The sequence below is a fragment of the Coleofasciculus sp. G3-WIS-01 genome (genome assembly GCF_040223135.1).
Taxonomy (GTDB): Bacteria; Cyanobacteriota; Cyanobacteriia; order Cyanobacteriales; family Coleofasciculaceae; genus Coleofasciculus.
On the sequence record NZ_JAVJZI010000151.1, the window covers coordinates 1 to 13,490 of the forward strand.

The following is a 13,490-nucleotide window of genomic DNA, read 5'->3' on the forward strand; positions in this document are numbered from 1 at the left end:
AACTTTACCCCAGAAATGGGTGAAAACCGGAGGGGCAACCATACCCCTCCACCCCGAAAGGGGTATGCTTCTTAAACCGCTACCGCGTGTTCCTCCCTGGTCTAAAGACACAGGGTTTCCCACAACGAAGGATTTTTATGACAATAACCATTTCCCCAGACCAAATCGATCGGATTGTGAGCAATCGACACCATGATCCGTTTGAAATACTTGGGTCTCATCCCATTGAACGGGATGGTAAAACAAGCTGGGTTGTAAGGGCTTACCTGCCTAAAGCAGACGCAGCTTGGGTGATTCGTCCTACGGAACGGGAAGAATACCCGATGCAAGCAGTGAGTCATCCTCATCTTTTTGAATGTGAGATTGATATACCAGAGTTAGCCAACTACCAACTGCGGATTAAAGAAGGCGAGCATGAACGGGTTAGCTATGACCCCTATGCCTTTCGCTCGCCGCGTTTGACGGATTTTGATATTCACCTATTTGCCGAAGGCAATCATCATCGCATTTACGAAAAATTAGGCGCTCACCCCACTGAATTTAACGGCGTCCAAGGGGTTCACTTTGCCGTCTGGGCACCGAACGCCCGCAATGTCTCGATTATCGGTGATTTCAATAACTGGGATGGACGCGAACATCAGATGCGCCAACTTGGGAACGGGATTTGGCAACTGTTTATCCCGGAAATTGGCATTGGGGAACATTATAAGTACGAAGTGAAAAACGACGTTGGACATATCTATCACAAGTCCGACCCTTACGGCTTTGAGCAAGAAATTAGACCCCAAACCGCGTCAATTGTCAATAGCCTAGACTACACTTGGCATGACGAAGACTGGCTAGAACGGCGTCGCCAGAATGACCCCCAAGAACAACCCATTTCCGTTTATGAGGTTCACTTGGGTTCATGGTTGCATGATAGTGCAGAGAATCCACCCCAACTACCGGATGGGGAAACTCGACCGGTGGTGAAAGTCTCCCAGAAACCCGAGGGACGCTTCCTCACCTATCGGGAATTAGCCGAACGACTGATTCCTTATGTCAAAGAACTGGGATTCACCCACGTCGAACTCCTCCCCGTTGCCGAACACCCTTATGATGGGTCTTGGGGGTATCAGGTGGCAGGATACTACACCTGCACCTCCCGGTATGGGACTCCCCAAGACTTGATGTATTTCATCGACCAATGTCACCAAAATAATATTGGTGTGATTGTGGATTGGGTTCCCGGTCATTTTCCCAAAGACAGGCATGGTTTAGCCTTCTTTGATGGCACTCACCTTTACGAACACGCTGATCCGCGCAAGGGTGAACACAAAGAATGGGGTACATTAGTCTTCAACTACGCCCGTAACGAAGTTCGCAACTTTCTGGTTGCCAATGCCCTATTCTGGTTTGACCGATATCATATTGATGGGATTCGCGTGGATGCCGTGGCGTCTATGCTATACCTGGACTACGATCGCAAACCCGGTGAATGGGTACCCAATCAGTACGGTGGTAACGAGAACCTAGAAGCCGCCGACTTTTTGCGCTATCTGAATTATCAGATATTCGGCTACTATCCCGGCATCCTCTCTATTGCCGAAGAATCCACCGCTTGGCCCCTCGTCTCTCGTCCTACCTATTTGGGAGGCTTAGGCTTCAGCTTCAAGTGGAACATGGGCTGGATGCACGATATGTTGGATTATTTTGCCAAAGACCCCCTGTATCGTCGCTATAACCAAAATAGCGTCACGTTCAGCATCATGTACGCCTTCAGCGAAAACTTCATGCTAGCGCTATCCCATGATGAAGTCGTCCACGGAAAAGGCAACCTGCTGAGTAAAATGCCCGGAGATGACTGGCAGAAATTTGCCAATCTCCGCTGCTTATATGCCTACATGTACACCCATCCCGGCAAGAAAACCCTATTTATGGGTATGGAATTCGGACAACGGAATGAGTGGAACGCTTGGGCAGACTTAGATTGGGGCGCGTTGCAATATGCACTCCACCAACAACTGAAGCAGTTTATGGCGGATTTGAATCAACTGTACAAAAGTGAACCCGCCCTCTATACCCAAGACTTTTCTCATCAAGGGTTTGAATGGATTGACTGTAACGATGCCGAAAATAGTATCGTCTCGTTTATTCGCAAGGCAAAAGACTCGGATGACTTTATCGTCACCGTCTGTAACTTTACCCCTCAACCCCATCCCCACTATTGGGTAGGTGTCCCCGAACCCGGTTTCTATGCAGAAATCTTGAACAGTGACGCTGGAGATTACGGCGGTAGCAATATGGGGAATATGGGCGGGCGATGGACAGGTGAATGGTCTCATCCGAGATGGTCTCATTACATTGATTTGTGCTTACCCCCCTTGGGCGTTTTAGTTCTGAAATTGAAGTCGCAATAGTTAGTTGGGTTAACCCCCCTTAATCCCCCTTTAGCATTGCGGCGTTTCCGTCATGATCATCCTTGGCTGCGGCATAATTTATCGGCGTTGGATCGGTTTAACCGGATTAGTGAGGATAACTATACCATTTTCTATGGCTTACGGATTTAGCTGTGTCAGTCCGCCATCGTGAGGAGAGCGAAGCGTAACGCAGCTTTACCCTATCCAAAGACCATGTCTCAGAAAAAAGCTTACTGAGACAAATATAGCGTTCTCATGAGATGAGATACAGGGAGTGAGGGCGCACATCAGCACATCAAGGACGCACGTAAGTCATGGGTGTCAACTTAAGCTCAACCCCTAGCCCCCATCCCCCCTAGCCCCCATCCCCCCTAGCCCCCATCCCCCCTAGCCCCCCTTTGAAAGGGGGGTATAAAGGGGGGTATAAAGGGGGGTATAAAGGGGGTATAAAGGGGGGTATAAAGGGGGGTATAAGGGGGGCTGGGGGGTTAGGTTTGATGTTGATTTTTCCAGATGGCGTGAAAAGTCAGACCCCTACACAGGCGCTAGATTTCCTCGACGGTGATGACGGATCATGGATCATGTCCGACTAGGGAAGTCGGGGAGCTATACTTAATTGCTCCTGATACCTCTATGATCTATAAGTGGGCGTCTAGTCGCAAAATCATCAGATGGACTTTCTAGAACTTGATCCCGGTCACGTCGATATTATTCTCCAATACCAAGCTGAGTTAGAAAAGCTAGGTGTTAAACTCAATGATGAACAGTTAAAAGAAACAATTTACAACTATTCTCATAATTTAGAACCGTCGATTCAAGCATTCATCGAGTATTGCGCCAAGGGAGAACTTGAGAAACCGAATGATTATCTGATCAAAGCCTTACGCTACGGTTGGAAACCGCGAAACATCTCAAATCCCCCTCGATTACCTGTCTTTACGGAGGCTGATTTTGATACAGGGCATACTCTGGAAGAACGACAAGAGAACTACCGTCGATTGTGTGACTTGGTGAAACATTCTTGTCATCCCAGCAAAACCCCAACCCGATTTAAACCATTGCGTCGTCTGCGTCTCTATAATCAACGACCCGATCTCACAACTGTTGCCCAATTCATGGCAGATCCCATTCTTCGACCCGAAATAGAACGGGCAATTTCACAGCATCCGGAGTGGGGGTATGAAATTACACCCAATGGCGTTCAAGAACTAGAATTTTGAATTCCCTGTGCCTTGACATAAACATAAACAAATGACAAATGAGTGAAACTTCTATCCGTCCGGCTTTAATTAACAAAGTCATCCCCAACTCCATCGCGGCTGAGGTGGGATTTGAACCTGGTGACGCCATTATCTCGATCAATGGTACAGCTCCCCGCGACTTAATCGACTATCAATTTCTATGTGCCGATGAAATACTGGAATTAGAAGTCCTAGATGCGGCGGGAAAAACCCATTCTGTAGAAATTGAGAAAGACTACGACGAGGATTTAGGGTTAGAATTTGAAACCGCCTTATTTGATGGCTTAATCCAATGTAATAACCGCTGTCCTTTTTGCTTCATTGACCAACAACCCCCTGGAAAGCGGCAAAGTTTATATCTCAAAGACGACGACTATCGCCTCAGCTTTCTCTATGGCTCATACTTAACCCTAACCAACCTCACTCAAAGCGAATGGAATCGGATAGAACGCCTGCGTCTATCTCCTTTGTATGTGTCCATCCACGCCACGGAACCGGAAATTCGCAGCCGATTACTCAAAAATCCTCGTGCTGGGCAGATTTTAAACCAGTTGCAATGGTTTCAGGAACGGAGACTGCAAATTCATGCTCAAGTTGTGGTTTGTCCTGGTATTAATGATGGCATTCACTTAGAACAAACCCTGAAAGATTTAGCCCAATTTCAACAAAATGAAGTCCCGGCTGTTGCTTCAGTTGCCGTCGTTCCTGTGGGATTAACTCGCTTTCGCCCTTCAGAAGATGAATTAATTCCGGTTAGTCGTGAGAAAGCCACAGAGGTGATCCAGCAGGTTCAATCGCTACAAACAAAATTTCGCCAGCAATTCGGGTCTACGTTTGCTTGGTTAGCCGATGAATGGTTTTTAATCGCTAAACAGGAATTACCGCCAGAATCTCATTACGAAGATTATCCCCAAATTGGTAATGGTGTGGGTTCAATTCGCCAGTTTATTAAACAATTTCAAGATGCAGCGACGCGGATGTTACCCAGCCGTGTGGAACCTGCGCGACAATTAACCTGGGTGGTCGGTAATGCGGTGGAAACGGCGTTTGTCCCTCTATTGCAGCAGTTAAATAAGGTTGAGGGATTGGATGTCAAACTAGCAGCGCTACGGAGTGAATATTGGGGACAAGAAATTACAGTTACGGGGTTATTAACCGGACAGGATTTGCTCAAGCAATTGTCAGGGAAAGACTTCGGTGACGGGATTTTACTCCCTGCACTGATGCTCAAGCATGATGATACAAGGTTTTTAGATGATATGACGGTGGCAGAGGTAAGTCGTCAGCTAGGAACGCAAATTTTAGTCGTTCAGGGAATTGAGGAATTGCTGGAGCATTGTAGGGCAATAAAACTATAATTTGACTAAAACTTGCAATCATCTTTAAAACTCTTCCTAAGTGTTAGATAAAGGATTAGCCCAAAGGTTTATTCCTGATTTTGCCATACAGCAGTTTGCTCTGCTATGCGGTACATTGTCGATCCCCCTCGCATCCCCCTTAAAAAGGGGGACTTTTATTTACTGTACTTTATTACAGCGCAAAGCGCTGTAATCACCTAACCATTGTGATTTCGGATGAAGCATAAATGATAATAACCCCCAAAAGATGACAAAGGTATTTTTCTGCCTCAATATCTGATATCGCAGACGGGAGTGTTCTTTCTCCTTATGAATAAAGGTTTCTGCATCTAGATTAGTTTTGACCATTAAACCCAAGTTACTCGCTATTTTATGCCGATTTTCTAGGTGTAATTGCAGCAATTCGGCTATAGTCGTATGGAGATGAGTCATTTCCAAATCACGGGGCGATCGCCCTAAATAACTTATTGCTCTCAAAAAGCGGCTAATTTGGCTGTTAGAACTGGATAAAGACCAATCATCAACAAATAAACTGATAAACACATAACGCATGGTCATAAACGATTTACTGGTGTGGAAAATTTGGCTGACTTCTACAAAACAATTTAGTTCGGGATGGAGAAACAATCGCCCAAAACAGGGAGCAGTTTTGATTTTTTCATCCTGATATTTAAAATCCATCAGGTGAACAAAGCATAAATCTTCCAAGGCTAAAGTATATTCTGCCAATGCTTGCGTATTTAAACCTAAATCCAGAAATTCAATAAAATTATCATAATTATCGCTATTAATTGGTAAATAGGATGGGCGCTGAGGCATTCCTGCTACCATTCCCATCTTGGATAACAACAAAAAAGGAATTATTTGCAGTATCATGAGTAGAAGTAAATCAATAATAATTCTAGGAAAAAAAATTATATCAGATATATGATCACCAAAAACTGTCGCTAAATCAGTCCAGTGATACAGGGTACTGACACAGAAAATAGCCACGAAATAAGGGAGGACGGGATGAGGTTTTTTGTTCATGGATTTGCACGGATCAGGTGATCGATTTAATGATTAAACCTTATGCGTAATTCAAGCCGATTTCGGTTAAATCGTAACAACATCATTTTACCGACATATTGCCCCAGGAGGTGATTCGGACACTGAAATCACTCAGCTAATGATCGCTCCCTAAGAAGTGGGAGGGTCAACCCAACCGACAAAGGCAACCTCACACAATTGAACGAAATCTATTCTTTCTCATGAATATGAGTTAAGCTGAAGGGTGGAGTCTGGTATAAGTGTGAGCATCGACGGTGATTTCTCAGGATTTTCTCAAAACCATTGCTACTGAACGGGGTCTATCCAAAGCGGAATTAGAGGTTTTGTCTCTGGCGATGGAGGGTCATGGAACGGCTGCGATCGCGTCTCATCTTCAGATTAGTGGAGATGCTGTGCGTAAGCGGCTTAGCGAAGTCTACCAAAAGTTTAAAATTCCGGGTAGAGGTCCAGTTAAACTGACCAAATTGCAACAAATCCTGGTTAACCGCTATCAAGAGTATCTCCAGCAGCAAAAGGATACCCCAAACCGTCCCCCTGTTTCCGAGAGTCCCCCTACCTCACCTCAACCGCAAAATCGCCGCGATTGGGGTGAAGCACCGGATGTTTCCGTATTCTACGGGCGTGGTGATGAACTGAAAACCCTGGAACGCTGGATTATTCAGGAAGGCTGTCGCTTGGTGGCGCTGTTGGGGATGAGTGGTATTGGTAAAACGGCGTTATCGGTGAAGCTGGCGAAACAGCTACAGGATAAGTTTGAGGTTGTCAGGTGGCGATCGCTACGTCAAGCCCCTTCTGTGTCTGATCTTCTCGCCGCTTTAATTCAAGACTTATCCCCGCAACCGGAAACGGTAATCCCTAAAACCCCTGATCAGCGCATCTCCTTGCTGATTGACTATTTCCGACAACACCGTTGTTTAGTGATTTTAGATGGTGTGGAATCGATTTTACAAAGTGGGGAATTAGCCGGGATTTACCGAGAAGGCTATGAAGGGTATGGTGATTTTTTCCGACGTTTAGGACAAGAACCCCATCAAAGCTGTTTGTTGCTAACGTCTCAGGAAAAACTGAATGAAATTTCGTTATTAGAAGGTGAAACCTCACCGGTTCGTTCCTTTAAGTTAGAGGGGTTGGGAGACGCAGCCCGATTAATCTTAAAAGAGAAAGGATTATCCGGCGAGAAAAAATGGCAACCGTTAATTCAAGGCTATCGCGGTAATCCGTTTATGCTCAAGCTGGTGGCGACGACGATTAAGGAAGTGTTTGATGGAGACGTGACGGATTTTTTATCAACGACGTTGTTTACTCACGATATTAGTGATTTCATTGAGGAAATTTTAGACCGCTTATCGGAATTAGAAGAAAGAGTCTTGCTTTATCTGGCTCATCAAAAAGAGCCGATTTCGTTTAAAACATTGCAACAGCAGTTTAGCGACACATCGCCCCAGGAGGTGATTCGGGTGATGGGCTCCCTGAGTCAGCGATCGCTAGTGGAGAAGTCGGAGGGTCGATTCATTTTACCACCAGCCGTTCGGGAAGTGACACTGCAATTAATGACTCCGTTAGAGGAGTAAAGCCACGGCGATTGAAATCGCTGCTACACAAACAAAGTCCGCCTGCGCGGACTGACTTATAGCTGGGGTGGGAAACCTGGATTTAGTATAATTACTGCTCATGGCAAATCTTGTAAATTAACTCCAACTAAATTTTTACGTTCTTCAACATTTTTAATGGCTCCTAAAAGCCTATTTTTGTTTGCTTCTGATTTTAAAAGATACTCAGTTTCATCAAATTCTGAAACAATAATTTCAATCTCTTTATCTCCAAATTTTGTTTTTATTTCTTCCAGGAAATTACGATCGATTTCGTTGGCTTTTAAACGATAAATGGTTGACATTGTTGTTTCCTATTTGTAGTTTTGACAATTATAGAGTAGCGTGTCAGGTGTGACATGCGATCGCATAGCGTCTCGGAACCAGAATCGCCTCTGTTTAAGAATGGCTTGAGGGCATGACATCTAACACCTACCGATTCTTGAATTAATCATGGCATAGCAACACTTTAATCATCAACCATCCATATTCTTTTGCGTGTAATACTCCATGCAGATAGGTCAAATAGCCGATATCACCTGGATTTAGATCGTTTCTTATTCTGATATTTGGCGGAAGTTTGCCTCTAGAATTTGCCGTCATTTGCATTGAACCCTCTGTGTCGGTAGGGGAAGTAACTTGAGCTTAAGGTTCTGATACTAAATCCAGGTTGACTACTCCCTTTATAATCTAGTCCGCGCAGGCGGACTTTGTTTGTGTAGCAGCGACTTATAGTCGCCATGGCAAAAAAGAGATTACTTTTTAAATGCACTGACCTATTCTTTACATTAACAGGGAAACCCAATCTCACAACACATTAACAAGACAATTCCCCTCGTTTGGTGTGTTGCGCCGTAATGCAAGTGACCAAACGGAGGTGTCCACAATTGATGAACGCCGACTACTCGGGCAAATCGGGTTCAACGCCTAACGATTTAAGTCTAGCTAGTAATTCTGTTACCTGCTGTTGTGCTAATTCCCCCTGCTGTCGTTCTATCTCCGCTTGTTTTTGGGCAGCTTCAGCTTGTTTCTGGGCAATTTCTGCCCTCTCTTCTGGTGTGGCGACAAGTTGACCCTCTGGGCTGAAAAAACGCAACTTTGACTCATAAACTCCCAAAAACAGTTCCAACTGACGACTCCATAACCACCCTTGAGAAGTGGGTTCTATCGGTTGGTACTCACCCGCCATAAGCAGAAACCCCTGGAACTCCAACGTGTCTGGATGAAACCAAAAATATTCGGGGGTGCGGAAGGTATCCTGGTAAAGTTTTTTCTTAAAGTCTTTATCAATTTTGGCGGTGCTATCAGAAAGCAGTTCCACAATTACATTTGGATATTTACCCTGTTCTGCCCATAATATCCAGCTTTTGCGGGGTCGATTTTCTGTGCCTAACACAACAAAAAAATCGGGTCCTCTAAAGTCGCGCGTGGTGATGTGTTCTGGGCTAAAGTAAATGGTAAGATTGCCTGTAGCATAGAAGTCCGTGCGTTCTCGCCACCACCACTTGAGGCAAGCCAGCAGGAGTTCTATTTGATCTCGATGTAAATCACTTTCCAAGGGAGGTTCATCACTCAACAAATCAGATGGAGGAATAATAATATCCTCTGTGTCGTTAAGGGAAGTAATTTGATCTGTTGGTTGTGAATCCTTGGCAAGGGTCATCAGGAAGGATGGTATACTGCTATCTTTAGTTTAACTGGCAGATTGGCTACTGAGCGATCGCACTGACGCTCTGTTTTGAATGGATAGGACTTATCTTAACCGGAATCACCTCACTCGTCATCGCCCCGTTTTGGGGAAGTGGTGACTGGACGGGATTACTGAGATTCACTGATATAATAGTCCCACTGATAACTTGGCCTGCGTCGCGCTTATGATATCCGAGCGACGAAGTTAGGAGATGGCTTTATTGCCACCTGGCGGGATATCACAGAAGGTAAGCAGGTTGAAGCCGAACGGCAAAACCTGGCACATCAGGTGCAGCAGCAGGTGGGACTGTTGCAGGGTATTCTTAGCGCCTCTGTGGATCACATTTACAGCAAGTGATTTGGAATCTACTCTCAAATGCAGTCAAATTTACCCCTGCAGGGGGACGAGTTGAGATTCATTTAGAACCAGTGGAGCAATTTGCCCAAATCCGGGTCAAGGATACGGGTAAAGGAATTAATCCAGAGTTTTTGCCTCATATCTTTGAAAGCTTCCGCCAAGCCGATAGCACCACCGCCAGAAAACAAACCGGTTTAGGATTAGGATTAGCGATCGCGCAAAATCTGGTGACACGGCAAGGTGGTACGATTCACGCTGAAAGCCCCGGAGAAGGACAAGGGGCGACGTTTATTGTTAATTGGCATTCTCTTTGGTGATGTGTATGGGGGAATCCATGACGCCAATGATACCTTCCTCGGAATTATCGGCTATAGCCGCGAGGATTTGCAAGGGGGGCGATTGCGCTGGCGTGAGATGACTCCACCGGAGTATCTCCCCTTAGATGAGCTTAACATTGCCCAGGCAAAGGAAACTGGACGGTGTACCTCTTATGAAAAAGAGTATATTCGCCAAGATGGGACTCGGGTTTGGGTACTGATTGGCTATGTATTGCTGGGTGAAGCGCGAGACGAAGCCGTGGCGTTTATTCTAGATATTAGCGATCGCAAACAGTCTGAGGCAGTTTTACAGCGACAATCCCAGGAATTAGCCCAAGCCAACCGCCTGAAAGATGAATTTCTGGCAACCCTTTCCCACGAACTCCGCACGCCCCTTAATTCAATACTCGGTTTGTCTCAACTTCTGCCCATGCGCCGCTTGAATGAAGAGAAGATGGCGCGGGCGCTGGAGACGATTTCTCGCAATACCCAATCCTTGGCACAGCTGATTGAAGATGTCCTGGATATGTCGGATATTATCACAGGAGAGCTGACGCTAAAGGTCTCGCCTGTGGAACTGATGCCGAGTATTGAACGGGCGATTGCCTCCATCCGGGCGGCGGCTGAAGCCAAGACGCTGCAAATCGAGACGCATTTGGATGGTTCAGTAGCTCCTATATTAGGGGATGCCAGCCGCTTACAGCAAATCCTGTGGAATTTACTGTCCAATGCGATCAAATTCACACCCAAGGGAGGACATATTCAGGTTCGCTTAGAACAGATTGATGATCAGGCGCAAATCCAGGTAAGTGATACCGGGATTGGCATTAGTGGCGAGTTTCTCCCCTTTGTATTTGACCGCTTCCGCCAGGAGGATGGTTCACTCACGCGATCGCACGGGGGTATTGGTATGGGATTAGCGATCGTGCGTTACCTAGTGGAACTTCAAGGCGGTACAGTGTGGGCACAGAGTCCCGGATCAGGTCAGGGTGCCACATTCACCGTGCGTTTTCCCATCTTTCCTCAAGGCAAAGGACAGATAGCTCAAGGCATAAGCAACATAGACTCCCATTACATCTACAAACTGTAGCAAACCGTAGGGTGGGCAATGCCCACCAGCCTTAACTTAAGGCATAGATTTTTCCAAAACTCCAACGACAGCACGTTCTTCTGAACGCAGACCTTGAGGTAAATCCTTTGACTTAGACTTATCATATTTTTCCATAATTTCACCCAATTCTCCCTCTAGATAAGTATCAATTATGGCAGGATGAACGTAATATTTACGGCAGGTGGGGTATCGGTTGCCTATTCCCTTACTTATTCCCTCAGATGCAGGTTTTTTGCCCGGTGGTGAGGTAATCTGTGATCGCATCAACTATGTTCGTTTCTCTTATGTCAATTCTGCTACTTGTTTTTGGACTGCTCATTCTCATCGTTGTGTCTATTGATGTCCTGATCACAACATTAACAGTGGGAGGAGGAGGTCCTCTAACCAGCAGAATCTCGGCTTGGCTGTGGAGAATCGCGCTTCAGATTCATCGCTGGCGTTCCCATCACCGCTTATTGCTATTTACGGGTTGGCTAATTCTCGTTACTGTAGCAGTGCTTTGGTTTGCCTTAACATGGGTGGGATGGACGCTAATATTTAGCGCTGATCAAACGGCTGTGGTGACGCCGAAAAAACTGCCCGCCACTACGTTAGAAAGAATTTATTTTGTCGGTTATACCATCGCTACTCTAGGGATGGGGAGTTATAACCCTCAAGGTGCAATTTGGGAAATTACCACCGCAATTGCTTCGGTGAATGGTTTCTTTTTAGTTACCTTGACAATCGCCTATCTCTTACCTGTGGTTTCCGCCGCGACTCAGCAACGCCAACTCGCTGTTTATATTTCCGCTCTCGGTGGTACGGCTGACGAAATAATTGTCAGAGCTTGGAATGGTAAAGATTTTGGGCAGTTTGACCAGCATTTAATTGCTTTGACACCAATGCTTGCCCAACAGGGAGAACTCCATCTAACTTACCCGATTCTTCATTATTTCCACAGCATAGAACGCACTCGCTCGATCACGCTGAGTTTAGTGGCTCTTGATGAAGCACTAACTATCTTGGAATATGGCATCAAAACGTCAAGTCAACCTGATCCGGCGGCGCTAGGTGCCGCACGTCGGGCAAGTGCGGCTTATTTGAAAACACTCAAATCCGCTTACTTAGAACCCGCCTCAGAAAACCCACCTCTTCCATCCCTGGAACGACTCAGGGGAAAAGGGATTCCCACCGTTAGCGATCGCCAATTTTGGGACGCAACCAAACACGTCACCAAACGCCGACGGCTGCTGTTGGCGCTGATTCACAATGACGGCTGGGTTTGGGATGCGATCGCCTCGATCAAAACCACTAATCGGGCTACCACCTTAGATGATCAGACGACGATTGACAAAGTAATACTGCATTGATTAGGGAACAGAAACAGACGCGCCAGGGAGGAACAGACGCGCCATGGCGCGTCTCTACTAAATTAACCAGTAATAAATAACCATGAAAAAAATCAAGTATATTCTATTAGGTTTAGTCGGACTATTCTGTTTTCTTTTAATTTGGAGCTTAATTGAGCCTTATATTCTCGACATAGAAGAAGAAGTGGCAGTAATTCCCAATCTTCCTGCGGCTTGGCAAGGAAAACGAATTGGACTGGTTTCAGATTTTCAACACGGGATGTGGCTAGACAATACCCCTACCGTCCGCCGTAGTATAGCGGAACTGGTGGAAGAACGTCCTAGTGTAGTCCTGATTAGCGGTGACTTTATTTACCATGCCTTTAAAGGTGAAGACACAGAAATTGCTAACATTGTTGATTTAGTGCGTCCCTTACCCGAAGCCGCGTCAAATTATCTCTACCCGGAAATTCTGGGGAAAATCTTAGTGATAGAAACACCGACTCTTTTTATTTGGTAGGCATTGGTTCCCATCTGGCAAATAAGGACAAACCAAAAGACGCGATCGCGCAAGTGCCATCCACTAATCCCAGGATTGTGATGATGCACAATCCCAAATCATTTCTGGCTTTACCTGCCAATACCGCACCTGTAGCGGTTGCTGGACACACTCATGGCGGACAAATTCGCCTGCCATTCACACCCCAATGGTCTTGGTTAGCATTAGCTAAAAACTGGGAACATGTCGATGGTTGGAGTGACGGCTATGGCGCCTCAGGTAATCAACTGTATGTTAATCGTGGGATTGGCTTTAGTGATCTGCCAATACGACTCAACTGTCCTCCAGAGGTCACTCTGTTTACACTACAGGGAACAGGGAATAGGGAATAGGGAACTAAAATTAATTTATTTCTAGAGGTGGATGTTAAATTATTAAAAAGTCATCTCAACCTGACTTTTTCACGGTATCTGGTGCAATGTGAGTATTGATTATGTAGGGGCGGGTTTCACGGCTATCTTTTCGGTTGCACAAGGGATGTAACTCGCGCC

General features: G+C 45.8%; 13 protein-coding genes and 1 pseudogene. 10 read left to right on the forward strand and 4 right to left on the reverse strand.

From position 1 onward, the window contains the following. Positions 1-137 precede the first annotated feature (137 nt). The 4 genes from glgB to RIM23_RS14655 all read left to right on the forward strand — a co-directional run bounded on the left by glgB (position 138) and on the right by RIM23_RS14655 (position 4,998). A complete protein-coding gene (glgB, locus tag RIM23_RS14640; RefSeq protein WP_446367961.1) occupies positions 138-2,399 on the forward strand; it encodes a 1,4-alpha-glucan branching protein GlgB in 2,262 nt (753 codons plus the stop codon). Positions 2,400-2,435: 36 nt separating this feature from the next. Next, positions 2,436-2,549: a glucosylglycerol hydrolase gene (gene gghA, locus RIM23_RS14645; RefSeq protein WP_446367962.1), complete on the forward strand. Its 114-nt coding sequence runs from the start codon at positions 2,436-2,438 to the stop codon at positions 2,547-2,549. A gap of 521 nt (positions 2,550-3,070) precedes the next feature. Beyond that, positions 3,071-3,619: a hypothetical protein gene (locus tag RIM23_RS14650; protein ID WP_446367963.1), complete on the forward strand. Its 549-nt coding sequence runs from the start codon at positions 3,071-3,073 to the stop codon at positions 3,617-3,619. A gap of 38 nt (positions 3,620-3,657) precedes the next feature. Beyond that, on the forward strand, positions 3,658-4,998 hold the full coding sequence (locus RIM23_RS14655) for a TIGR03279 family radical SAM protein (RefSeq protein ID WP_446367964.1): 1,341 nt from the start codon (positions 3,658-3,660) through the stop codon (positions 4,996-4,998). A 159-nt stretch (positions 4,999-5,157) separates the two neighbouring features. Here the strand turns inward: RIM23_RS14655 and RIM23_RS14660 are convergent, their stop codons facing one another. Continuing rightward, a complete protein-coding gene (locus tag RIM23_RS14660; protein WP_446367965.1) occupies positions 5,158-6,027 on the reverse strand; it encodes a hypothetical protein in 870 nt (289 codons plus the stop codon). Positions 6,028-6,302: 275 nt separating this feature from the next. Here RIM23_RS14660 and RIM23_RS14665 point away from each other — a divergent pair, with 275 nt between their 5' ends. Then, entirely contained in the window at positions 6,303-7,619 is a 1,317-nt protein-coding gene (locus tag RIM23_RS14665; protein WP_446367966.1) for an NB-ARC domain-containing protein, read from the forward strand. Between the two features lie 98 nt (positions 7,620-7,717). On the opposite strand, the gene RIM23_RS14670 is transcribed toward RIM23_RS14665, so the two are convergent. Next, on the reverse strand, positions 7,718-7,942 hold the full coding sequence (locus RIM23_RS14670) for a hypothetical protein (protein WP_446367967.1): 225 nt from the start codon (positions 7,940-7,942) through the stop codon (positions 7,718-7,720). A gap of 596 nt (positions 7,943-8,538) precedes the next feature. Further along, positions 8,539-9,300, reverse strand: coding sequence for a Uma2 family endonuclease (locus tag RIM23_RS14675; protein ID WP_446367968.1), 762 nt, complete (start codon positions 9,298-9,300; stop codon positions 8,539-8,541). Between the two features lie 365 nt (positions 9,301-9,665). On the opposite strand from RIM23_RS14675, the pseudogene RIM23_RS14680 reads away from it, so the two are divergent. Both RIM23_RS14680 and RIM23_RS14685 read left to right on the forward strand, forming a co-directional pair. Further along, a pseudogene (locus RIM23_RS14680) lies at positions 9,666-10,001 on the forward strand (sensor histidine kinase); the annotation flags it as partial. Beyond that, entirely contained in the window at positions 9,925-11,091 is a 1,167-nt protein-coding gene (locus tag RIM23_RS14685) for a PAS domain-containing sensor histidine kinase (protein ID WP_446367969.1), read from the forward strand. The pseudogene RIM23_RS14680 and the gene RIM23_RS14685, both read left to right, overlap by 77 nt. A gap of 36 nt (positions 11,092-11,127) precedes the next feature. Here RIM23_RS14685 and RIM23_RS14690 read toward each other — a convergent pair whose 3' ends face one another. Next, positions 11,128-11,379, reverse strand: coding sequence for a hypothetical protein (locus RIM23_RS14690; protein ID WP_446367970.1), 252 nt, complete (start codon positions 11,377-11,379; stop codon positions 11,128-11,130). A gap of 2 nt (positions 11,380-11,381) precedes the next feature. On the opposite strand from RIM23_RS14690, the gene RIM23_RS14695 reads away from it, so the two are divergent. From RIM23_RS14695 to RIM23_RS14705, 3 genes are all read left to right on the forward strand, one after another. Beyond that, the gene (locus tag RIM23_RS14695) at positions 11,382-12,461 is read left to right on the forward strand and encodes a two pore domain potassium channel family protein (RefSeq protein ID WP_446358284.1); all 1,080 of its coding nucleotides are present in this window, start codon (positions 11,382-11,384) and stop codon (positions 12,459-12,461) included. Positions 12,462-12,543: 82 nt separating this feature from the next. Continuing rightward, positions 12,544-12,960 carry a hypothetical protein gene (locus RIM23_RS14700; RefSeq protein WP_446367971.1) on the forward strand — a complete coding sequence of 139 codons (417 nt, stop codon included), beginning with the start codon at positions 12,544-12,546 and terminating at the stop codon, positions 12,958-12,960. Beyond that, on the forward strand, positions 12,954-13,331 hold the full coding sequence (locus RIM23_RS14705) for a hypothetical protein (RefSeq protein WP_446367972.1): 378 nt from the start codon (positions 12,954-12,956) through the stop codon (positions 13,329-13,331). Before RIM23_RS14700 ends, RIM23_RS14705 begins: the two co-directional genes overlap by 7 nt. Positions 13,332-13,490 lie beyond the last annotated feature (159 nt).

Excerpts from the sequence above, each read along its gene's own strand:
- RIM23_RS14650 (WP_446367963.1), top strand. The coding sequence starts at position 3,071 with ATGGACTTTCTAGAACTTGATCCCGGTCACGTCGATATTATTCTCCAA.
- RIM23_RS14675 (WP_446367968.1), bottom strand. The coding sequence starts at position 9,300 with ATGACCCTTGCCAAGGATTCACAACCAACAGATCAAATTACTTCCCTT.
- glgB (WP_446367961.1), top strand. The coding sequence starts at position 138 with ATGACAATAACCATTTCCCCAGACCAAATCGATCGGATTGTGAGCAAT.
- RIM23_RS14695 (WP_446358284.1), top strand. The coding sequence starts at position 11,382 with ATGTTCGTTTCTCTTATGTCAATTCTGCTACTTGTTTTTGGACTGCTC.
- RIM23_RS14700 (WP_446367971.1), top strand. The coding sequence starts at position 12,544 with ATGAAAAAAATCAAGTATATTCTATTAGGTTTAGTCGGACTATTCTGT.
- RIM23_RS14670 (WP_446367967.1), bottom strand. The coding sequence starts at position 7,942 with ATGTCAACCATTTATCGTTTAAAAGCCAACGAAATCGATCGTAATTTC.
- RIM23_RS14655 (WP_446367964.1), top strand. The coding sequence starts at position 3,658 with ATGAGTGAAACTTCTATCCGTCCGGCTTTAATTAACAAAGTCATCCCC.
- RIM23_RS14660 (WP_446367965.1), bottom strand. The coding sequence starts at position 6,027 with ATGAACAAAAAACCTCATCCCGTCCTCCCTTATTTCGTGGCTATTTTC.